The 24,620-nt window shown below is 36.8% G+C and carries 17 protein-coding genes; 14 read left to right on the forward strand and 3 right to left on the reverse strand.

The window, feature by feature from the left end; genetic code table 11:
• Positions 1 to 10: 10 nt before the first annotated feature.
• The 3 genes from XYLOR_RS09390 to XYLOR_RS09400 all read right to left on the reverse strand — a co-directional run bounded on the left by XYLOR_RS09390 (position 11) and on the right by XYLOR_RS09400 (position 9,498).
• Positions 11 to 3,106 (reverse strand): SusC/RagA family TonB-linked outer membrane protein, encoded by a 3,096-nt coding sequence (locus XYLOR_RS09390; protein WP_036878793.1) that lies wholly within the window; start codon positions 3,104 to 3,106, stop codon positions 11 to 13.
• A 471-nt stretch (positions 3,107 to 3,577) separates the two neighbouring features.
• Entirely contained in the window at positions 3,578 to 5,512 is a 1,935-nt protein-coding gene (locus XYLOR_RS09395) for an alpha-glucuronidase (RefSeq protein WP_036878796.1), read from the reverse strand.
• Positions 5,513 to 5,604: 92 nt separating this feature from the next.
• A complete protein-coding gene (locus XYLOR_RS09400) occupies positions 5,605 to 9,498 on the reverse strand; it encodes a hybrid sensor histidine kinase/response regulator transcription factor (RefSeq protein WP_036878798.1) in 3,894 nt (1,297 codons plus the stop codon).
• Between the two features lie 158 nt (positions 9,499 to 9,656).
• Here XYLOR_RS09400 and XYLOR_RS09405 point away from each other — a divergent pair, with 158 nt between their 5' ends.
• The 14 genes from XYLOR_RS09405 (at position 9,657) to XYLOR_RS09470 (ending at position 24,566) form a co-directional block, all read left to right on the forward strand.
• Positions 9,657 to 11,141 carry an MFS transporter gene (locus XYLOR_RS09405; protein WP_036878801.1) on the forward strand — a complete coding sequence of 495 codons (1,485 nt, stop codon included), beginning with the start codon at positions 9,657 to 9,659 and terminating at the stop codon, positions 11,139 to 11,141.
• Positions 11,138 to 12,250, forward strand: coding sequence for an endo-1,4-beta-xylanase (locus tag XYLOR_RS09410; protein ID WP_036878804.1), 1,113 nt, complete (start codon positions 11,138 to 11,140; stop codon positions 12,248 to 12,250). Before XYLOR_RS09405 ends, XYLOR_RS09410 begins: the two co-directional genes overlap by 4 nt.
• 7 nt (positions 12,251 to 12,257) lie before the next feature.
• Positions 12,258 to 13,217, forward strand: coding sequence for a glycoside hydrolase family 43 protein (locus XYLOR_RS09415; protein ID WP_036878807.1), 960 nt, complete (start codon positions 12,258 to 12,260; stop codon positions 13,215 to 13,217).
• Between the two features lie 397 nt (positions 13,218 to 13,614).
• Entirely contained in the window at positions 13,615 to 14,091 is a 477-nt protein-coding gene (locus XYLOR_RS09420) for an arginine repressor (protein WP_036878810.1), read from the forward strand.
• A 16-nt stretch (positions 14,092 to 14,107) separates the two neighbouring features.
• Positions 14,108 to 14,710, forward strand: coding sequence for a GNAT family N-acetyltransferase (locus XYLOR_RS09425; protein ID WP_036878813.1), 603 nt, complete (start codon positions 14,108 to 14,110; stop codon positions 14,708 to 14,710).
• Positions 14,711 to 14,738: 28 nt separating this feature from the next.
• A complete protein-coding gene (locus tag XYLOR_RS09430) occupies positions 14,739 to 15,941 on the forward strand; it encodes an argininosuccinate synthase (RefSeq protein WP_036878817.1) in 1,203 nt (400 codons plus the stop codon).
• Between the two features lie 9 nt (positions 15,942 to 15,950).
• Complete coding sequence (argC, locus tag XYLOR_RS09435; RefSeq protein ID WP_036878820.1) at positions 15,951 to 16,919, forward strand: N-acetyl-gamma-glutamyl-phosphate reductase; 969 nt, start codon at positions 15,951 to 15,953, stop codon at positions 16,917 to 16,919.
• Positions 16,920 to 16,930: 11 nt separating this feature from the next.
• The gene (locus XYLOR_RS09440) at positions 16,931 to 18,073 is read left to right on the forward strand and encodes an aspartate aminotransferase family protein (protein ID WP_036878823.1); all 1,143 of its coding nucleotides are present in this window, start codon (positions 16,931 to 16,933) and stop codon (positions 18,071 to 18,073) included.
• Positions 18,070 to 18,858 (forward strand): pyrroline-5-carboxylate reductase family protein, encoded by a 789-nt coding sequence (locus XYLOR_RS09445; RefSeq protein WP_036878825.1) that lies wholly within the window; start codon positions 18,070 to 18,072, stop codon positions 18,856 to 18,858. The genes XYLOR_RS09440 and XYLOR_RS09445 overlap by 4 nt, the downstream gene beginning before the upstream one ends.
• 156 nt (positions 18,859 to 19,014) lie before the next feature.
• On the forward strand, positions 19,015 to 19,569 hold the full coding sequence (locus XYLOR_RS09450) for a helix-turn-helix domain-containing protein (RefSeq protein WP_036878828.1): 555 nt from the start codon (positions 19,015 to 19,017) through the stop codon (positions 19,567 to 19,569).
• Positions 19,570 to 19,592: 23 nt separating this feature from the next.
• Positions 19,593 to 21,248, forward strand: coding sequence for an AMP-binding protein (locus XYLOR_RS09455; protein ID WP_036878829.1), 1,656 nt, complete (start codon positions 19,593 to 19,595; stop codon positions 21,246 to 21,248).
• A gap of 4 nt (positions 21,249 to 21,252) precedes the next feature.
• Entirely contained in the window at positions 21,253 to 22,326 is a 1,074-nt protein-coding gene (gene proB, locus XYLOR_RS09460) for a glutamate 5-kinase (RefSeq protein WP_036878832.1), read from the forward strand.
• A 2-nt stretch (positions 22,327 to 22,328) separates the two neighbouring features.
• On the forward strand, positions 22,329 to 23,576 hold the full coding sequence (locus tag XYLOR_RS09465; RefSeq protein WP_036878834.1) for a glutamate-5-semialdehyde dehydrogenase: 1,248 nt from the start codon (positions 22,329 to 22,331) through the stop codon (positions 23,574 to 23,576).
• A 27-nt stretch (positions 23,577 to 23,603) separates the two neighbouring features.
• A complete protein-coding gene (locus XYLOR_RS09470; RefSeq protein WP_036878837.1) occupies positions 23,604 to 24,566 on the forward strand; it encodes a Rossmann-fold NAD(P)-binding domain-containing protein in 963 nt (320 codons plus the stop codon).
• Positions 24,567 to 24,620: the final 54 nt, after the last annotated feature.

Genomic DNA, 24,620 nt, shown 5'->3' on the forward strand with positions numbered 1-24,620 from the left:
CATTAATTATTTAAAAAGTTACATTTAAGCCTACCAAATAATTTCTAGTGCAAGGAGTATTTGTTCCAATTACAGCTAATCTGCTCTGATAAGCCGAAGTTACAGCTTGGTTTTCATTTCCATAAGAGTTCGTTTCAGGATCCATACCTGATTCATTATGGTACGGAGAGAATAATACAAATGGGTTCTGTACTGTTGCATATACACGTAATGCACTTATACCGGCTGCCTTCATCCATTCTTGTTTAAAGTTATAACCTAATGTTATTGTACGTATTTTAAGGTATGAACCACTAAAATATCCTAATGTACTTCCATATTTTGGGTTATCACCATCTTGTAAACCACCCGGTTTTGGATATTTTGCACCTGTATTATCTTCTGTCCAGTAATCAACATCAACATTATTACGACGTCCGGTAAGCATATTAAGATAGCCTGATGAGCTATAAAGTGTACTAATTAAGGTTCCACCGTGTTTAAATGCACCAACCATACTGATATCCCAGTTTTTATATGCTATACGGGTATTAAAACCACCTTCCCAGTCTGGATCAACTTTTCTAATTTGACGATCTGATGAGTTAATAGAACGTGTAGGTAATCCGTTTGCATCATAGTCTCCTGTATATTGAACCTTTATCATACCTGGTTTACCTCCTGGTTCCTCTATTGCCTGAGCAGCAGTTTCATCTTTCTGCCACAAACCAATCTTATTATAGTCATAAATAACATTGATAGGTGAACCAACAAACCACCAGTTACTTTCATCACGTGTTGCACCTGATGCCAATTCTTTCAATTCATTATGGTTAGAATACAAGTTCAATCCTGCCTCCCATGTCCAACCGTTAAGATCGTCTATGATCGTACCATTAAGAGATAACTCAAAACCTCTGTTTTGTGTTTTACCAACATTAGCCATATAACTGCTTACACCTGTTGTAGAAGGTAGGTTTACACTTAACAACAAATCGCTTGTATTAGTAATATAATACTCGAATGTACCATTAAGACGACCTTTGAACATTGAGAAGTCAAGACCAAAGTTGTAAGTTTTAGAAAATTCCCAACCAAGTTGATCGTTTGGCAGTTGAGATACATAGTAACCAACAGCTGTAGTTGATCCAAAGTTGTATGGACGTGTAGAGAGAAGACCTAAAGTCTTATATGGATCTACTGATTGGTTTGATGTTTCTCCATATCCAAAGCGTAACTTAAGATTGTCTATCCATTTTACATCTTTCATGAAATTCTCTTTTGCTATATTCCAACCTACAGATATAGCTGGATAAGTATGCCATTTATGGCCTTTAGCCAATCTAGAAGAACCATCAGAACGCAATGTTGCTGAAACCATATACTTATCATCATAAGAGTACATTACACGTCCCATCCATGACATAAGTCCACTCATATAATAACCCTGACTAGCAGGAGGTACTGAAATTTCGCCTGTGGCCTGACCCAGGTTATAAAACTGGAAAGCATCGTTAGGAACATTTTTTGCTGTAACATACAAATTGGTATACTGTGTCTGCTCTGCAGAGTAAAGTCCGGTGAAATTAAGTGTATTCTTTCCAAAGGTTTTATCATATGTTACTAAGTTCTCTACAGCCCAGTTTGATGTAGTTGTCTTTGTATTTGAAGCTGAAGATGGTGCATCAGCAGTAGAACTAAATACACCTTTACCTGTGTATGTACCACCATCAGAATGTCTGTAGTTAAGACCTACATTAAGTCTATACTTCAATCCATCTATTCCTGGAATTTTAACCTCACCATAGAATGAGTTATAAGTTCCGAATGCTTTTGTTTGATCCTTCCATTTATCACCAAGATTATTAATTCCATCTCTTGTTATAACGTAGGTATCATCAGTTGAACTACTTACCACCCTTTTCTGACTACCATCGGCATTGTAAGGATTAGAAATAGGTGTTGAGCTCAATGTACTATACAGTCCTAAACTTGCACCGTTTGTTACAGCATAACTTGTATTAGTGCTAAGACCAACCTTTACATATTTTCCTATCTCCTGGTCAAGAGAAAAACGCATAGAATAACGATTATAATTCTGCTGCGGCAAAAGTGATTCATCACGATATACAGATACGCCTACATTATAAGCTCCACTCTTTGTTCCACTTGATAGACCTATATCATGATTTGTAACGATACTGTTCTTATATAGCAGATCTTGCCAATCAGTACTAGTATCATCAGATTCATCAGGACCATTCTTATAAAGTCCGGCATATTTACGCATCTGTGTAAATTGCTCAGAGTTCATCATAGGATATTTTGCAAACAGAGTTTTAAGTCCTACATATCCATTATATGTCACTTTAGGTTTTTCTTCTGCCATACCTCTATATGTGGTAACAAGAATGACACCGTTAGCACCACGAGATCCATAAATTGCTGTTGCAGAAGCATCCTTTAAGATATCCATCGACTTGATATTATTAGGGTCAATATCACTTATAGTACCTGCAAAAGGTATTCCATCAAGGACAATTAAAGGGTCATTGCTCGCATTCAGAGAACGTGTTCCACGAATACGTATCTGCATTGAAGATCCTGGCTTTGAAGACGTCTGAGTCATGTCAACTCCGGCGATACGGCCTTGTAGAGCATTTGTGATATCTGCTCCCGGAACTTGACGCATCAAATCACCCTTCATTGAAGCGACAGAACCTGTAACTGCTTCCTTACGTTGTGTTCCATAACCTATTACTACAACTTCACTAAGGTTTCGTCCTTCTTCTTTTAGGACAAAATTCATATTTGATACATTTCCGACTCTAATTTCTTGTGAAACATACCCAATATAAGATACAACTAATGTTGCACCCGGATTTGCGTTAATAGAATATTTTCCATCTAGGTCGGTGACAGAACCAGTAGTTGATCCTTTCACCATAACGGTTGCCCCAATAAGAGGACCATTAGAGTCACTCACGCGACCCGTAATTTTTTTAGTCTGCTGAGCAGCTGCAACAAAATCTTGTGATGTCGCTGCTACAGACTGTGTGGTGTAACCTGTCGCAAAAGCTGAACATAGTCCCACCAATAAGGTTGTTTTTCTTAAATTAAATTCCATAGTTGTTCTTAAATTTTTAGTATTAGTAAGAATTCTCTTTACTTGTTAGAATTGTAGTTTTATAACTCTGTTTTTCTTAGATTCATAAATAACAAATACTACGTTCCACTACTTGTTAATTTTTTCATAGGCTAAATTTTTATTAAGTTTTAAGAATATTAATGTTGCAAATATATAACATTATGATGTTACAAGTCATTACAACTTGTGTCTTTTATATTCAAAAATGTTTCAATTTTAGGAATTTATTAAATTATAATATGTATAGTTTAAATATTATATCTTTAATGCAAAAATTATAATAGAACAATGTCTTTCCTAGCTATATATAAATTTATTATTAGTCTGTTTCAAACTGTATTTTTCAGAAAAGTGCCATGTTTTTATTTAAACATGGCACTTTACATTAACCTTATACAGTATAAAAGTTTAGAATTCCAACAAGGAATTCTTTATAATAAGAAGTATTTTTTATTGAGGATAATACACAATAGGCATTTTACTATATTTCTGAAAATATCCCAAACATACTTTACGCCATAATTTAGCATTATCTAGTTGAGTAACTAATCTGTCATCCACTTCTTTAAATCGTTCATCATCTATAAACGGTTTCATATTGTTCCATATATTAACATATGATTCCACATTGCCAACACCCCTATTATAATGCATACACAAATCGTTCCACAGTGTATTGCCATCATTCATTACATAATTCCAAGGTACATGGTGGAACCACAATAGATACTCTTCAGGACATGTACGCAAATCATTATAAAGACTATCATAAGGATGTCTGTACTGAGATACTGCATCCGAACCTGTAACAGTACGATCATAACCAAGACCAATAGAATCAGCTTTATGATAAAATACAGGACGCCACTCTATAGGGAAAAAAGATTGGTTTCCATCTGGTTCAGGACCATAATGATGATCTGCACTGAATATATGATGTAAACCAAGTGGCATCATATAATCTACACATGTTTCTCTGCTTCGAAGCATTACAGATGTCATCTGATTAACAAAGAAAGTATTTGTGGTAAATGTCTGATCTAGCCATTCTCTTGCTATATCCTCAGAAGACAAAGAAGGATCCCATGCCAACCTACCGAAAGCATACCAGTTGGCCTGAGAGAAATGATGACCACACCAATTTTTATCATCACCAATATTTGATACACCGGCAATAGCCTTAAGACCTTTAGGAGATACGTATTTAAAGAATTCCTTCCACATAGGAGCCAGATATACCAAATGCAAACTCTGACCGAGATATTCCTGTGTTATCTGAAATTCTGGCATTAACGATGTATGACTTATCTGATCGAATACTGGATTATATGGCTCTCTTGGCTGAAAATCTAAAGGACCGTTTTTAGCCTGAAGTATTACATTACTTAAGAATTTACCATCAAATTGTTTAAACTCATTTACAGCTTGTTTCACTCGATCTTCGCCTGAATGATTACCATATACAAAACAACGCCACATAACTATGCCTCCATGAGGTTTCAATGCCTCAGCCAACATATTTGCTCCATCAGCATGAGTACGGTTATAATCGCCAGGGCCAGGTTGACCTTCAGAATTAGCCTTAACTAGAAAGCCTCCAAAGTCGGGTATCTCCTTATATATTTCATTAACTTTAGCCTGCCACCATTTACATACATTATAATCTAAGGGATCTGCTGTTTTCAAACCTCCAAGTGACATTGGAGAAGCAAAATTTACCGAGAGATAAACTTTAATACCATATGGACGTAATATGTCTGCAATGATCTTAACCTTATTAATATACTCTCCGGAAAGAATTTTTGATGATGCATTAACATTATTAAGAACAGAGCCATTAATACCTATAGATGCATTGGCACGGGCGTATTGTCTTATTCTATCAGCAACAGGAGACCATACTTTGGGATTTAATATTTTAGATGTTATCTCTTGCCATTTCCAAAGACTTTTTCCTGCATATCCACGCTCAATACTTCCATCCAAATTATCCCAATGATCAAGTATTCGCAAAGAGAAAGCCGGAGCATTCCATTTATCAGTTGAATTATTCAACGCATTTGTCTGCTGACGACGCAACAAATCATAAGCACCATATAGTATTCCAATATTACTACTAGCCTTTATTGTTACATCCCTACCACCGAATGATATACGATATCCATCATTATGAGGCAATGTATCATCTATTTTCAAATAAACAGGACTTCCATGCCAATATTCTTTTAATTCATTGACTGCTATGTCTACGGTCTTTGACTTCGTATTAGTATACACAAGGGAATTGGCTCCATCAGGCATTCTTAGCCATAGCTTTGAACCATCCTCAGCTGAAAGCGAAATAGCAAATAGAATAACGACTGATATAATTAGATATTTTTTCATGAAACACTTTTTTAAATAATGTTTGCAAAGATACGAAAACTTTATGTTTTGTTCATTAACAAAAGTATATGTTCCATTACAATTTGTTTCAATTATTGTTTTTTAATATTATCTGCAGCATATTCTGTAGGAGACATCCCATAATGTCTTTTAAATAAGGTAGAGAAATGCGATTGGTTATTAAATCCTACTGTATAAGCGACCTGCGTAACATTTATTTTACCTTCGCGGATAAGTCGCCCGGCTTGTTCCAAACGTAGATTTCTGATAAATTCGCCTGCTGATATTCCGGTAATCTCTTTCATCTTACGATGCAGTTGGGCTCTACTAATACCAACATCCTCTGTGAGTTTTTCTACATTGAATTCAGGATCTGACAGGTTTTCATTAATAGCCTTCATTATTCTATTCATAAGGGCATCATCATTACCTATTACCTCCACCTCCACTATTTTATCTTTCTGCTCTTGTGCACCTGAGAATTTTCCACGGAGTCTACGGACATTATCAATAAGATTATCTATCAATATATGCAGTTCTTGCATACTAAACGGTTTTGCCAAAAAGGCATCTGCTCCTTTTTTTAATCCCTCCATACGATCACTGACTTCAGCTTTAGATGTAAGCAGCAAAACAGGTATATAACTGATGTTAGAATTACTTTTAATATTCTTTAATAGCGTTATTCCATCCATCTCTGGCATCATCACATCTGATATCACCAAATCATAGTTCTTTGTCAATAAAGCTTTCAAAGCTTCCCGTCCATTAGGAAAAACCTCAAACTTATACCATTTTCCCAACTCTGTATTGATATACTGTCCTATCTCGCGGTCATCATCAACTATCATTATATGATAGTTTTTATTTGCTTGTTTATTTACGTCATCTGATTTATCTTTTTCCTTATATTGTGGTTCTTCTATTTGTTCCTGCCTTAGATGTTCTTTACCTAAAGGTATATTAACCGTAAAACAAGCGCCATTCTTTCCATCATCTCTATTTGATGCATTTATTTTACCTCCATGCATCGTAACTATAGCTTTACATAAATTCAATCCAATGCCGGATCCTTCTATATGTAAATCTTTAGAATTGCCTCCCTGATAGAATCTTTCAAAAAGTCTGTCAATCTTTTCATCATTAAAGCCTATACCATTATCTATAACTTTAATCTCTGCGTTTTTATCATCCTTTGACAATGATACAGTGACTTCACCACCATCAAATGTATACTTAAAGGCATTTGACAATAAGTTGGATATGACTTTATCAAAATTTATTTTGTCTATCCACACAAAAAGTTCTTTATCTTTATGCTCAAAGTTTATCTTTATATTTCGTTCATTTGCATTATAATTATAAAGAGTAAGTATTCCACTTATAAATCCAACCAATTCGGTCTTAGAACAATGTAAGTGCATCTGATTTTTATCAATTTTTCGCTCATCAAGAATCTGATTTACTAACAACAGAAGTCTCTTGGCATTTCTATCTATTGTGTCTAGATCGACCATATTTTCATTATCAGTTAACCGTTTCTTTAATTTTTCCAATGGTCCAAGGATAAGAGTTAGCGGAGAACGGATATCATGAGTTGCATTAATAAGGAACTTCATTTTATCTTCCTCCAGCTGGGTTTTCTTTCTGCGTGTATAGTACGCTCCAATCATATAGACAATCCATGATATCAATAATATATATATTATACAAGCAAACGTGGAGGCGTACCATGGTTCATTAACAATGACAGTTATAGTCTTTGTATATTTTGAATGAATACCATTGTTATAAGCTCGAACTTCAATAATGTACTTACCTGGACGTAGTTTATTAAATGCAATCGCATTACTACCTTCATTTGTTGAAGTCCAATCTTTTGTTCCATTTATTCTATATTGGAATCCTATGTTATCAGTATTTTTATAGTTTAATAGAGAAAACTCCATTGAGAAAGAATTCTCAGAGTATGGTATTTCAAAATAATCACTCTGACAGTCTATACTTTTCCCTCCCAAAATAAAATTAGTGAGATATACCTGCCCCATCTTTATTCCATTCTTTTTCACCAATTCAGGATAGAACACAGTAACTCCATCATTAGTACCGAAGCCTATCATATCATCCTTTCTATGCATAACAGCACCTATAATATATTCTTTCGTAGTAAGTCCATTACCAGAAATATGACTTATGAATTTCCCTGTTCTCTTATTATATTCCCATATTCCCATTGAAGTACTTAACCAAATATCACCTTTACGATCGGTCACGATTCCACATATAACTTTATCCCTTAACTGTTCTGAATGAGGGAATAAAGATATTATTTGGGTCTTACGGTTGAAAACATACAATCCTGCGTCTGTACCTAGAAGCATATCTCCATTAATAGCCTCAGCAATAGCTGTACTTTGCATATTCAGAAGTTTACTGTTTTTCCATCCATAAGGACTGAAATTAAAGCCTTTCGGGTCAAAACATTGCGAGCCATTGGATGAACCTATCCACAACAGTCCATAATGATCAAATTTCATTGATATTATCCAATCATTCAGCAAAGTTCCATTAGCATGATTCTGATTCATACTAAATGTGATGCACTTACTTGTCTTAATATTATAAATGCATAATCCTTTACCATAGTTGGATATGTAAAGATTACCCTTTCCATCGTCTACCATACAGTTAAGGCCCCATCCCTGAAAAGGCTTAGCTAGCTTGTATGCTCCATTGGAGGGGTTATAACTATACAGTCCACTTTCAGTTCCCAACCAATATCGTCCTTGTTTGTCTCTATATATTATTATTGTACCTATAGGAGACGCAGGGTGTGCAGTTATTCTGCCATTACGATCAAACTTATATACACCATTACCTTGTACGGTGCACCAAGTATCACCATTATCACCTTTCGCGATAGAAGATACGCTACTTCCAATGACATAATTCTGAGCAGAAAAACTCCATGTAGTAAAAGCCACCTTACGATCGTTAAGAAGATAAAGTCCCTTTTTGTAACAACTTACCCACAAATTATTATCTTTATCCTCTATAAGCCAATTTACATTAGACGAAGCCAAGCTAAATGTCCCGTTATTATTTTCGACTTTCACCATTTTATTTTTACCATGCGGAATAATCATCAGTCCACCTCCAAGTGTACCGACATATATATTACCGGCATGATCAATAATCGCTTTTCTTATTGTAACATTACTCCCTTTAAGTTCTTCAAGATTATAACCTGCATCAAATAGTCTACCAGTCATATAATCGTATTTGAGAATTCCATACATACATACAATAAGTAATTCTCTGTGGCTATACTTTAAAAATGACATTGGAGGTCCACAAGGAGAGTTAAAATCCCTCACAGAAACAAATCGTCCGTTTTTTGTCTTTATGCATGAGAAAACAGATAAATGACTACTTTTCCAAAGATTCTGATATTCATCCTCATACATTCTGCTGAAAAATTTGTCTTGCGCACGTTTAGAAAACTTATTCTCTTCTGTTATTGTATTAGTACCATGCTTAAGACGATATAATCCATAACCAGCCGTTCCTATTAATATGTCCCCATGTGGATTTTGCAAAATGGAATTTACACGAGGTTTACGATTACCTGGAAATGGCATTCTTATAAATTTATCTTTGCTATAATCATATTTGACAAAACCCTTGCTACATCCTATCCACAATCCACCATTTTTATCAACTATAAAATTAGATATGATATTGTCAGTGATTGTTGACGTATCTCTATCATTATGTAGATAATTAGTAAAACGGTAACCATCAAATTTATTAAGTCCATATTCGGTACCTATCCAAATATATCCATATTTGTCTTGACATATACACGTTATTAGACTACTGGACAATTTATCTGATGTATATAATTTGCCTGTACCTGCTGATACCATTAAAGACAACAAAATACACATTATCAAAAGAAGAGATTGATGTCGATTTTTCTTCATGTATTAATAAATTAAGTGTTGCAAAGTTAATGAAACGAATGAGAACATGCAAATTTTTATCAAAAATGATACAAATAGAAAAGTAATTGCTACAAATAAAACGAGACATTTGAAAACAAGTGAGTAATTTTGCAGATGTTATTTTTTAAAACAATATTATGAACAATAAAATTTTACTTCGCGAGAAAGTTGGTTACTCATTAGGCGACGTCGCTGCCAATCTGGTTTTCCAGATGATGATGATATTCCAGCTCAAATTCTACACGGATATATTTGGATTGGATGGCGCCGTTGCCGGTTCCGTCCTTCTTATTGCCCGCTTCGTAGATGCATTCGTAGATCCTATGGTAGGAATCATAACAGACCGTACCAAAACACGCTGGGGAAAGTATCGTCCATGGGTATTATGGACATCAATTCCATTCTGCGTATTCTATGTATTGGCATTCTACAATCCTGGTATACATGACAAAACTATGGTGGCTGTTTATGCTACCGTGTCTTATGTACTGCTAATGTCAGCTTATTCATTCAACAACACGCCTTATTCAGCTTTAGGAGGTGTAATGACGGGTGATATAAAGGAACGTACCAGTATAACCAGTATCCGTTTTATCGGTTCGACAATCGCTCAGTTTATAGTACAAGGACTTACTTTGCCTCTTGTCTCTAAATTTGGCCACGGTGATAACAGCCACGGATGGTTCTGTACAATACTCTTGTTTGCTTCCATATCATTCATATGTTTTATTATAACATTCATTTCAGCAAGAGAACGTATATCCCCTCCTCCACAGCAGAAGATGAATATCAAAGAAGATATAAAGGAAACATTTACGGATATTCCATGGAGAGCTATGTTCGTACTTACTTTGTTCATCTTTATAACATTGGCTATGTGGGGTAGTGCTATGAGTTTCTACTTCCAAAGTTACGTAGACCAGCATGCATTGTATAAATTTTTAGATTCACTGGGACTAGTATCTACATCTACCAATGTACACGGAGTAGGAGCGACTATTCTTAGTGCATTCAACCTTATTGCACACAAAGAGAGTGATGCTTATTCTATAGGGTTCTCCGTATTTAATATGATGGGGGCAATAGTCCAATTCTTTGGAGTGGTACTTCTATCTAACTACTTAGCAAACCGCTTTGGTAAGAAACAAACATTTATAGTTTGTCTTGCACTTACAGCTATATTCACTGCAGCATTCTATATTCCTAATGTAGGAGATATACATCTTATGTTCGTGCTTTGCTTCCTAAAGAGTCTTGCATATGCACCAACAGTACCTCTGTTATGGGCTATGATAGGCGACGTAGCTGACCACGTTGAATATGTAAATCACCGCCGGGCAACAGGTTTCTGTTTTTCAGGTGTAGTATTCGCTCTTAAGGCAGGTCTTGGATTAGGAGGAGCATTTGCCGGTCTTATTCTTTCTTCTTTCGGCTATATATCCGGTAACTTTGGTGTTCAATCAGACTCTGCCGTAGAAGGTATACGTCTTGTTTCAAGTATTGTACCTGCAATATTATTTGGAGTTGGTGTTGTTTGCCTGTTCTTTTATCCTATAACTAAACGATTTAATGAAAATATGCAGGCAGAATTGGCTGCTCGCCGTAAACTTAATGAACAATGAGAAAAACCATTTTATCAATAATTTTAATACTTGCTCTGCCATCAGCCATAATGGCTGGTAACAGAGCTGCTAGCCTTAAAGATGTACTTGGCAAGTATTTTCTTATAGGTGCAGCAGTTAATGTACCACAAACAGATGGACGAGATGTCAAAGGTGCAGAAGTAGTTAAAGATAATTTCAATGCTATCGTAGCTGAAAACTGTATGAAGTCAGAGGTTTTACAACCTGTTGAAGGCAAGTTCAACTGGGAGGATGCCGACAAGTTAATAAAATTTGGAGAAGAAAACAACCTTACTATAACAGGTCATTGTCTTGTATGGCATTCTCAAGCCCCGAGGTGGTTTTTTGTTGATTCATTAGGAAAACCAGTAAGCAGAGAAGTTCTTATTGAAAGATTACACAAACATATATCAACCGTTGTAAGTAGATATAAAGGTAAAATCCTGGGATGGGATGTCGTAAACGAAGCTATAAATGATGATGGAACATACCGTAAGTCACCTTTTTATAATATTATAGGCCCTGAATTCATCGACCTGGCATTTAAATTTGCACACGAAGCTGATCCAAATGCTCAACTATACTATAATGACTATTCTATGGCTAAACCAGGGAAACGTGCCGCAGTATGCAAACTTGTACGCCATTTACAATCTATAGGATGCAGAATAGATGCTGTAGGAATGCAGTCACACAATGGCTTGGATTTCCCAGACCTCAAAGATTATGAAGCATCGATTGATTCATTCGCGGCTTGTGGAGTAAAAGTTATGTTTACAGAACTAGATTTGAACCTACTTCCAAATCCTCAATATTTCGGAGGAGCAGATGTCAGTCAAAATTTCAGATACGACAAAAAATATAACCCATATCCAAATGGATTAGATAAAGCAATGAACCGTAAGTTCGAAGACCGCTATATGGAATTTTTTAAAATATATAGGAAACATGCTAGCCAGATATCGCGTATCACCCTATGGGGAGTATCAGACAAGAGCTCATGGCTCAACAACTGGCCAATACCAGGAAGGAGCAGTTACCCTCTTCTATTTGACCGTGATTACAAAGCTAAACCTGTAGTAAAGAAAATAATAAACCTGTTCAAATAATATAATTATGAAAAAAGCAAGATATCTATTTCCTAGTGATTATATGGCAGATCCTGCTGCACATGTATTCAATGGCAAATTATACATCTACCCATCTCACGATTGGGAATCGGGTATACCTGAGAATGACAACGGCGACCACTTCAACATGAAAGATTACCATTGTCTTTCTATAAATGATATAGAAAATGACTTAGCTTCTGATGAAGGAGTAATACTAAGTGTAGAAGACATTCCATGGGCAGGGCGCCAGTTGTGGGATAATGATGTTGTAGAGAAAAATGGAAAATATTATCTGATCTACTGCATGAAAGACAAAACAGACATTTTCCATCTTGGAGTTGCAATAGCAGATCGACCCGAAGGGCCATTCAGACCTGAAGCCAATCCTATAAGAGGTTCTTATTCTATAGACCCTTGTGTCTTCAAAGATGACGACAATAGCGTATATGTCTATTTTGGAGGCATCTGGGGTGGACAATTACAAAGATACAAAGACAATAAGGCACTTGAAAATGCATTTCTTCCTGAAGGAAAGCAGGTAGCCCTACCCTCTAGAGTTGTAAAGATGACTGACGATGTACTACAGTTCGCTGAAGAGCCAAAACCTGTATTAGTGATAGACGATAATGGTGAACCGCTAAAAGCAGACGATCCACACCGTTTCTTTGAAGCATCATGGATGCACAAGTACAAAGGTAAATACTACTTCACGTATTCTACAGGTGACACTCATTTTTTATGCTATGCGGTTGGAGACAACCCATATGGCCCTTTCACATACAAAGGAGTAATACTCGACCCTGTTGTAGGTTGGACTACACATCATTCTATCGCAGAATATAAAGGTCATTGGTATCTTTTTCATCATGACTGTGTACCTTCTAATGACAAGACTTGGCTACGCAGCCTCAAGGTTGTAGAAATTGAATATGACAAAAATGGTAATATAAAGAAAGTAATGTGATAACAGTTCTAATATGAGAACTATTTAGAGAAGAAACCGAGACTCTGTGAGAGAGTTTCGGTTTTTTACTTTTAAATAATGTTCATAAATAGGTATTACAAAGAATTAAGACATATGCTACGCGAATAAGAGACTTGCAAAAATATGCAATATTAATACGCGATACCGGTCACAACGAAAAACAAGTATCAACTTAATTTTTACTTCATTTGCTAATTAATTGATTAACAACAAGAAAGAACCTATCATAGCTTATTTTTAAAAACAATAAAAAAAAGGAAACATTGTATTAAAATACATTAAAATGAATATCATGCAATATTTTTATGCATATTTTCCTTGGAAGTTTAATCATATTTGTATAATTTTGCACACAGTTTGTATAAATATACCATATATGAGAATTAAAAGCGACAGATTAGAAGCATTAAAAATGCTTATTTCAAGCACAGAGCTTGGCAGTCAGGAGGAAGTGCTAAAAGCCTTAAAAGAGGAAGGATTCAATCTTACTCAGGCAACACTAAGCCGTGACTTGAAACAACTAAAAGTAGCTAAAGCAGCTAGTATGAACGGTAAGTACGTATATGTATTGCCTAACGAAACAATGTACAAAAGAATAGCCAAGCCAAGATCTGCCACAGAAATGCTGCAGACCTCAGGATTTTTATCAATAAATTTCTCAGCCAACATTGGAGTAATAAAGACAAGACCTGGATATGCTAGTAGTATCGCTTATAACATTGATAACAGTAGCATCGACGAAGTTATTGGTACTATTGCGGGTGACGATACAATATTGATCGTAACAAAGGAAGGGACATTTAAAAATGATGTCATTGACGCTCTTAGAGCTGTCATTTCCAACATAAAGTAAAACACCAAATATAGAAATGGAAGAAATTATAGTTGTGGTGGCCGATGCTTCCCACGAAAAATACGTCGACACCATATTGGAAACTATTACAGCCGCCGCAAAAGTAAGAGGAACGGGTATTGCCAAACGTACTCACGAATACGTGGCAACAAAGATGAGAGAAGGCAAGGCTGTAATTGCTCTATGCGGCGAAGAATTCGCCGGATTCAGTTATATTGAGACTTGGGGGAACAAACATTATGTTACTACATCAGGACTTATTGTTTCACCCAATTACCGTAATAAAGGCGTGGCAAAGCATATTAAGGATATGACTTTCACACTAGCGCGTACAAGATGGCCTAACGCTAAAATATTCAGTCTCACAAGTGGCTCAGCTGTTATGAAAATGAATACTCACCTAGGGTATATGCCTGTAACATTTTCTGACCTTACAGATGATGAAGCATTTTGGCGTGGATGTGAAGGTTGCGTAAATGTTGATGTTCTGAAACGTACCGAAAGGAAATATTGTATATGCACAGGTATGCTTTATGATCCGGAAGAGCATCATAACGAACCTTTGCCTGCAGAACTTCCAAAGGATATTAAAGACAGACTTAGAAAAATAGACATATAATTAAACTATACATTATAAATATAATATTATGGCAAAGAAGAAAGTAGTTGTAGCTTTTTCAGGAGGACTGGATACTTCGTATACAGTAATGAAGCTATCGCACGATATGGGATATGATGTTTATGCTGCTTGTGCCAACACTGGGGGATTCAGTGCAGAGCAGTTGAAGAAAAATGAGGAAAATGCTTTTAAACTTGGAGCGAAGGAGTATGTTACACTAGATGTAACTCAAGAATATTACGAGAAGAGTTTAAAATATATGATATATGGTAACGTAATGCGTAACAACTGCTACCCTATTTCTGTTTCTTCTGAACGTATTTTTCAAGCTATTGCCATCGCCAGATATGCAAAAGATATAAATGCTGACGCCATTGCTCATGGTAGTACCGGTGCCGGTAATGACCAGATCCGTTTTGACATGACATTCCTAGTTATGGCTCCGGGTGTTGAAATAATTACCCTTACCCGCGACAAAGCGCTTTCTCGTAAAGATGAAGTTGACTATCTGAACGAAAACGGATTTTTTGCAGATTTTACGAAACTGAAATATTCTTATAATGTTGGCATTTGGGGCACAAGCATATGTGGAGGTGAAATTCTTGACAGCACGCAAGGACTACCAGAAGAAGCTTACCTGAAACACGTAACACGCCATGAAGAAAGTGAACTCAAAATTGAATTCAAAAAAGGTGAAATAACTTCAGTCAATGGAGAAGAATTTGATGATAAGATAAAGGCTATACAAAAGATTGAAGAAATAGGAGCATCGTATGGCATCGGTCGTGACTGCAATGTTGGTGACACTATTATTGGAATAAAGGGACGTGTTGGTTTTGAAGCAGCAGCCCCAAAACTTATAATAGAGGCTCATCGACTGCTTGAAAAATATACATTAAGCAAATGGCAACAATATTGGAAAGACCAAATAGGTAACTGGTACGGAATGTTCTTGCATGAGAGTCAATATCTTGAACCTGTAATGCCTGACATAGAAGCTATGCTAAGTAGTAGTCAGCGTAATGTGAACGGTACTGCAATACTAAAGCTCCGCCCATTAGGATTTGAAACTGTAGGTGTTGATTCTGCCGATGATTTGTTGAAAAGCAAATTAGGAGAATATGGCGAGATGCAACATGGTTGGACTGCAGAAGAAGCAAAGGGATTCATAAAAGTGCTAAGTACCCCCCTTCGCGTTTACTATGGTGTTCATCCTGATGAGAAAAGATAAACAGTAAATATGATTAAAGTAGGAATTCTAGGTGGTGCAGGATACACAGCTGGCGAACTTATACGTCTGTTGATGAATCATCCACAAGCAGATATAAAATTTGTAAACAGTGAAAGCAATGCCGGTAATTTGATTACAGACGTTCATGAAGGCCTATATGGTGAAACAGACATAAAGTTCACTTCTGAAATGCCTTTCTCGGATGTTGATGTGGTTTTCTTTTGTTTCGGTCATGGTAAAAGCGAAGCTTTTCTTAAGGAGCACGATATACCTGCAAACATTAAGATTATAGATATGGCTCAAGATTTCCGTCTTGAAGCAGAAGACAATGATTACGTATACGGACTACCTGAAATTAATAAGGATAAAATTGCTAAAGCTCAACATATTGCTAATCCTGGTTGCTTTGCAACTTGTATACAACTAGGGCTGCTCCCGGCAGCTAATATGGAACTTATACGAGATGATGTATCTGTAAATGCCATAACAGGAAGCACTGGCGCAGGCGTAAAGCCTGGAGCTACGACGCATTTCAGCTGGCGTAACAACAATATGAGTATTTACAAACCATTCCAACATCAGCATGTACCTGAAATAAAGCAAAGTCTAAAACAAGTACAAGGATTTCTTAATGCGGACATAGACTTTATCCCTTATCGTGGTGACTTCGCCCGTGGAATATTCGCCACTGAGGTAATAAAGACAGATGAGGATATAGATAAAATAATAGCCGGATACAAAGAATTTTATAATGATGCAGTGTTTACACACTATATAGATAAGGCTATTGACATGAAGCAAGTAGTAAATACTAATAAAGCTCTAGTACACTGCGAGAAGTATGGCAATAAGCTGCTAGTAACATCTACAATAGACAATTTATTGAAGGGTGCTGTAGGTCAAGCTGTACAAAATATGAATATCATGTTTGGCCTCGAAGAGAATTCCGGCTTGAAATTAAAACCTTCTGCTTTTTAAAATAGATAGAAATGAAATTATACGATGTATATCCGCTCTTCGATATTAATATTGTAAAGGGCAAAGGCTGTAATGTATGGGACGATAAAGGTCAGGAATACCTTGACGTTTACGGTGGTCATGCGGTTATAAGCATCGGTCATTGTCATCCTCACTACGTGGATATGATGACACAACAGTTAAACAAGTTAGGATTTTATTCCAACTCTGTAATAAATATGCTACAAAGACAGTTGGCAAGGCGACTTGGAAAAATAAGCGGCTACGATGATTATCAATTTTTTCTAATCAACAGTGGTGCGGAAGCTAATGAGAACTGTCTAAAACTTGCATCATTCAATAATGGGCGTAAGCGTGTACTTTCAGCACAAAAAGCTTTTCACGGACGTACATCACTTGCAGTAGAGGTTACTAACAATCCAAAGATTATAGCTCCTATCAATGATAACGGTCACACAACCTATCTTCCAATAAATGATTTGGAAGCATGGGAAAAGGAACTTTCAAAAGGTGATGTCTGCGCTTGTATCATTGAATGTATACAGGGCGTAGGTGGTTGCAATCTGATTACTGAGGAATTCGCAAAGGGATTACAAGCTGCTTGCAAAAAATACGGAACATACCTGATATGTGATGAAATACAATGTGGATACGGACGTTCTGGTAAGTTTTTCGCTCATCAGTGGCTTGGAATAAAACCTGATCTTATCTCTGTCGCAAAAGGTATTGGCAATGGTTTTCCTATGGGTGGAGTGCTAATCTCACCTGAGTTCAAGCCCGTTTACGGTCAACTTGGTACTACTTTCGGAGGAAATCATCTGGCGTGTACAGCTGCTATAGCAGTATTAGACGTCATGGAAGAAGAGAACCTTATAGATAACGCGCACATTGTTGGCGATTATTTCATTAATCAGCTGAAAGAATTGCAGAAAATAGAAAAACATATTATCAATGTTCGTGGTAGAGGTTTAATGATTGGAGTAGAATTTGATATAATGCACAAACCAATAAGAGAAAAACTGGTTTATGAGCAGCACTGTTTCACGGGTTGTGCGTCAACTAATATTTTGCGTCTATTACCCCCTCTCTGCTTTACAAAAGACAATGTAGACGAATTTATCGTAAAACTTAAAAATGTATTAGAGAAATTATGAAAATATCTGTTATCGGAGCAGGAGCCATGGGTGGTTCTTTAGCTCAAGGTCTACTCAAAGTAGAAACATTTAAGCCATCTGATATAACAGTAGCTGATCCTTCACAGGATACACTTCAGAAATTTGCAGAAACAGGTGCCAGCATTACTACAGATAATAAAGTTGCAGCGGAAAGTGGTGATATTGTTGCTGTTGTCGTTAAACCCTGGTTAGTAGAAAATGTGCTGAACGGTATAAAAGATTCTATGAACTATAAAAGACAGATTCTTATAGTTATAGCAGCAGGTGTTTCATCCGAACAAATCAACAGTTGGATGAAAAAAGATGATGGATCTTTGCCTCCACTCTTTCTGGTAATACCAAATATTGCTATAGCAGTAATGAACTCGATGACTTTCATTGTACCTGTTAATGCATCCGAAACAAATATAAAATTGATTTCCGAAATATTTGATGAGATGGGAGGTTCATTAATTACTGAAGAGCGTTTATTAGCATCCGGAACGACTCTTGCATCTTGTGGTATAGCATATGCGATGAGATATATACGAGCATCTGTAGAAGGTGGTGTAGAACTTGGGTTTAAAGCTAAGGATGCAGAGAAAATAGTATTACAAACTGTAAAGGGTGCCGTAGAATTATTGCAGTCCAACGGCAACCATCCTGAGGCTGAAATTGATAAGGTTACTACTCCCGGTGGAGTAACTATCAAAGGCCTCAACGAAATGGAACATGCTGGTTTTACAAGTGCAGTCATAAAAGGACTTAAAGCAGGATTAAAATAATAATATTTCTGAATTATTGACATAATGCTGCACACTAGCAAAATCAGTGTGCAGTATTTTTCATTTTATTTAGAATATACAAAATAAAAAACTTCTTAATATAAAAAATTTCAAAAATAATTTGTATTTTTGGTGCGAATTAAAACAGAAAAAACGATGGATGAACCAATTAAGCAAATAGGTGAGCGCCTTAAAGGTCTTCGCGATGTTCTAGATATTCCTGCTGAAGAAATAGCACAGCTATGTAATATTAGTATAGAAGAATATTTAAAAATGGAAAATGGAGATGGTGATATCTCTATAAGCAAACTGCAAACTATATCCAAGCGTTATGGGATAGCTCTTGACGTACTTATGTTTGGTGAAGAACCACGCATGAGCTCATACTTTTTAACACGTAAGGACCAAGGAATGAGTGTAGAGCGTCGTCAAGCATACAAATATCAAAGTCTGGCAAGCGGATTTCGTGGAAGGAATGCAGATCCTTTCATGGTACTTGTAGAGCCAAAACCTGAAGGATCTATTATCGAACAAAATTCGCACGAAGGCCAAGAGTTTGATTTTGTAACAGAAGGAAGACTGGAACTAACCATTAAGAATAAAACGCTTATCCTAAACCAAGGAGACAGCATCTATTTTGATTCATCCTTACCTCATTGTATGAGGGCTCTTGACGACAAGGCCGTGCGTTTTCTTGCCGTCATCTTATAAGAAAGACATGTATAATTAATATAATGATTGAAAGATTTTTAACTCAGACGCATTTTACGTCAAATGAGGATTACAAAGAAAACCTTCACTTCATAATACCCGAAAATTTCAATTTCGCTTATGACGTGATGGATGTATGGGCTGAAGAAGAGCCTAATAAGCTGGCCCTTTTATGGACCAATGATGAGGGAGAGTGCATACGTTTCTCATTCAAAGACCTAAAAGAGCAGACTGACCAGACAGCATCTTATTTCCAAACTTTAGGAATAGGCAGAGGTGATATGGTTATGCTGATTCTTAAGCGAAGATACGAGTTCTGGTTATCAATACTGGCTCTGCATAAACTAGGTGCTGTTGCTATACCTGCAACTCACATGCTAACAGACAAGGATATCATATATCGAAACCACCGTGCCGGTATAAAAGCAATCGTATGTGTGGGCGATGAATATGTAGTAGAGCAAGTAAGAAAATCTGAAGCAGAAAGTCCTTCGCTAAAGACTCTTATAAGTGTTGGACCTAATGTTCCTAAAGAGTTTCATGACTGGCACAAAGAATGGAGCAAAGCTCCTAAGTTTGTTAGACCAGAACACGTGAACAGCAATGAAGATACTATGCTTATGTACTTCACGAGTGGAACAAGTGGTGAACCAAAGATGGTCGCCCATGATTTTCTTTATGCATTGGGGCATCTAACTACAGGTGTATTCTGGCATAATCTGCATGAGAACAGTATCCATCTTACTGTAGCTGATACAGGATGGGGAAAGGCCGTATGGGGGAAATTATATGGACAGTGGTTTGCTGGTGCTGTTGTATTTGTTTTTGATCACGAGAAATTTACAGCAGATAAGATTCTTCGTAAAATAGAACAATATCATATAACATCATTCTGTGCCCCACCAACTGTATATCGCTTTATGATTCATGAGGATTTCAAGAAGTATGACTTGTCTTCTCTTGAGTATTGTTGTACGGCGGGAGAGGCCCTCAATGCATCAGTATTCGATGAATTTCATAAATTGACAGGTATCGAATTGAAAGAAGGATTTGGACAGACCGAAACAACTATGACATTAGGCACTATGCCGTGGATGAAATCAAAACCTGGAAGTATGGGTATGCCTAATCCGCAATATGATATCGATCTTCTTAAATCAGACGGAACACCTTGCGAAGACGGTGAAAAAGGAGAGATTGTTGTCCGTGTAGGTGACAAAAAACCAATAGGACTATTTAAAGAATATTATAGAGACGAATCTCTAACAAAAGAGGCATGGCATGATGGGATATACTATACAGGCGATGTAGCATGGAGAGATGAAGATGGATACTACTGGTTTGTAGGCCGTAAAGACGATGTCATCAAGAGTAGCGGTTATCGTATTGGTCCGTTCGAAGTAGAAAGTGCACTAATGACTCACCCTGCTGTAGTAGAATGTGCCATCACAGGCGTTCCTGACGAAGTACGCGGTATGGTTGTAAAAGCAACTGTAGTATTGAGCAAGAACTACAAAGATAAAGCTGGAAACGACTTGGTAAAAGAGCTACAAAATCATGTAAAGCATGTTACGGCTCCATACAAATACCCTAGAATAATAGAATTTGTAGACGAATTGCCAAAAACTATAAGTGGAAAGATTCGTCGTGTAGAAATAAGAGAAAAAGATAACAAATAAAAAAATGAGACGGATTGTAATAAAGGTTGGTAGCAATGTACTTACACGTGAAGACGGCAAACTTGACGTTACACGTATGTCTGCCCTTGTAGATCAGATAGTATGGTTGAAACGCAATGGATACGAGATTATTCTTGTTTCTAGCGGGTCGATTGCCAGTGGTCGCAGTGAACTGAAAGTTAACCATAAACTTGACAGTGTTGAACAGCGTCAACTATTTTCGGCTATTGGTCAGGTTAAACTTATCAACCTTTATTACGACCTTTTTCGTGAACATGGTATACATGTTGGTCAAGTTCTCACGATGAAGGAGAGCTTTTCTACTCGTCGTGATTATCTAAACCAAAGGGCTTGCATGAACGTAATGCTTGATAATGATGTTATACCCATAGTAAATGAGAATGATACTGTAAGTGTTACAGAACTAATGTTCACCGATAATGATGAATTGTCAGGTCTTATTGCATCTATGATGGATGCGATTGTTCTAGTCGTACTAAGTAATATAGATGGCATATATAATGGTTCGCCTAAGAATCCAAGTTCGAGAGTGATTTCACAAGTAGAACATGACAGGGATTTAAGCGAATACATACAAGAAGAGAAAAGTGGATTCGGTCGAGGTGGTATGATTACTAAATGTAATATAGCACGAAAAGTAGCTGACGAAGGTATTAAGGTAATTATTGCCAACGGCAAACGTGACAATATACTTATAGACCTCGTCAAGAACCCTATTGGCACACTTCATACAGAATTCATTCCGAACCCTGAAGCTGCTTCAAATGTAAAGAAATGGATAGCTCACAGTGAGAGTTTCTCAAAGGGCATAATTCATATTAATAAAAAAGCTGCTAATGTTTTACGCAGTAAAGATAGAGCTGTAAGTCTGCTATTTGTCGGCGTTGATTCTATTGAGGGAGACTTCGAAGAAGGTGATATAATAAGCATTGTAGATGACAAAGGTAAACGTATAGCTGTAGGTCGTTCAGGATATGATAGTACAGAAGCAAAAAAGCTTATAGGCGCACACGATCAGAAGCCACTTGTACACTATGATTATCTATATATGGAATAATTATGGAACTACAAAGCATATTTGAAAAAGTAAAATTTGCAAGCACCGAACTTGCACTTATTGATGATGATAAAAAGAATGTTGTATTGCAGGCCGTAGCTGATGCAATTTTATCTAATAAAGAGTCTCTCCTGAAAGCAAACACTGAAGACTTAGAAAGGATGGACAAATCCGACCCTCTCTATGATCGTCTTCAACTTACGGAAAAGCGTTTAGAAGATATCGCAAATGATATGCGCCACGTAAGCACTCTTGCATCTCCACTTGGACATGTAACTAAGCATAAAGTTCTAGAAAATGGACTTGACATGAAACGTATAAGCGTTCCTTTTGGGGTAATCGGTATGATTTATGAAGCCCGTCCAAATGTCACATTCGATGTATTCTCTTTATGTTTCAAGAGTGGTAATGCATGTATATTGAAAGGAGGCAAAGATGCTAATTCTTCAAATTTTGCAGAAGTATCTCTTATACACGAAATACTTAAAAAGTATGACATCAATACATCTGTTGTAGAACTTTTGCCAGCCACACATGAAGCGACAAGTGAAATGCTTAATGCTGTTGGATATATAGATCTTTGCATACCAAGAGGAGGGAAAAAACTTATAAAGTTTGTAAGAGATACGGCAAAAGTGCCTGTAATAGAGACCGGTGCAGGTGTCGTAAACACTTATTTTGATGAATTCGGAGACATGAAGATAGGTCGTCTGATAGTAAACAATGCAAAGACCAGAAGAGTTAGTGTCTGCAATGCTTTAGACTGTCTTATTATACACAAGTCTAGAATTAAAGAATTACCAGAGTTATGTGCATTACTTAGCATAAGCAATGTAGAATTGTATGCTGACGATGCCTCATATGAAGCACTAACAGGAAATTATCCACACGAACTGCTTAAACATGCTGATGTTGAAACTTATGGCAAAGAATTTATGGACTATAAGATGGCAATAAAGACAGTTCTTTCTATTGATGCAGCTCTCAATCATATACGTCTATATGGTTCAGGGCACAGTGAATGCATTATAACAGAAGATGCAAAGAACGCAACGATATTTCAAAATAGAGTAGATGCAGCCTGTGTATATGTTAATGCTCCTACAAGCTTTACGGATGGCGGGCAATTTGGACTCGGTGCTGAAATAGGAATAAGTACTCAGAAACTTGGTCCTCGAGGTCCTATGGCACTCGAAGAAATAACTACATATAAATGGCTTATAGAAGGGCACGGACAAATAAGAAATTAGACATTTAAATAAATATTTAAATACAGCATGAAAACATTTATAAACGTACAAGACATTGGCGATCTGAGCAAAGCTCTAGATGAAGCTAAAGAGATTAAGAATGACCGTTTCAAGTATCAGAGCCTTGGCAAAAACAAGACTTTGATGATGATATTCTTTAATAACAGTCTACGCACCCGTCTAAGCACTCAGAAGGCTGCTATGAACCTGGGAATGAATGTTATTGTACTGGATGTGAATGCCGGTGCATGGAAGTTGGAAACTGAACGTGGTGTAATAATGGATGGAGACAAATCTGAGCACCTATTAGAAGCTATTCCTGTTATGGGCTGTTATTGCGACCTAATCGGAGTTCGATCATTCGCAGGTTTATCAGACCGAGAATACGATTATGCAGAAACTGTATTAAACCAATTTATCAAATATAGCGGCAAACCTGTATTCGCTATGGAGACAGCAACAGTGCACCCGTTACAAGCATTTGCTGACCTTATAACAATAGAAGAATACAAAAATAAGAAACGTCCAAAAGTTGTAATGAGCTGGGCGCCTCATTGTCGTGCTCTGCCTCAAGCTGTTCCTAACTCATTTGCACAATGGATGAATGCAGCAGATGTTGATTTTGTTATAACTCATCCGGAAGGATACGAATTGGATCCTAAATTTTCAGGTAATGCAAAGATAGAATATGACCAGAAGAAAGCTCTTGATGGCGCAGATTTTATCTATGCGAAGAATTGGAGTTGTCCTGGTTTTAGTAATCCTGCCGAATATGGCAAGATAATCTGCAAGGATATGAATTGGACGATAGATACGAAGCACATGGAGTGGACAAATAATGCATACTTCATGCACTGCCTGCCTGTACGTCGCGGGCTTATAGTTACAGACGATGTCATAGAGAGCAAGCAATCACTTGTTATTCCCGAAGCAGCCAATCGTGAGATATCTGCATCAGTAGTTATTAAACGTATGTTGGAAAGTCTGTAAAGACAACTAATAAAAGAAAGAATTATATGGGCGTCTCATCTATTTGAGATGTCC

It is taken from the genome of Xylanibacter oryzae DSM 17970, assembly GCF_000585355.1.
In the GTDB taxonomy this organism is placed as follows: Bacteria; Bacteroidota; Bacteroidia; order Bacteroidales; family Bacteroidaceae; genus Prevotella; species Prevotella oryzae.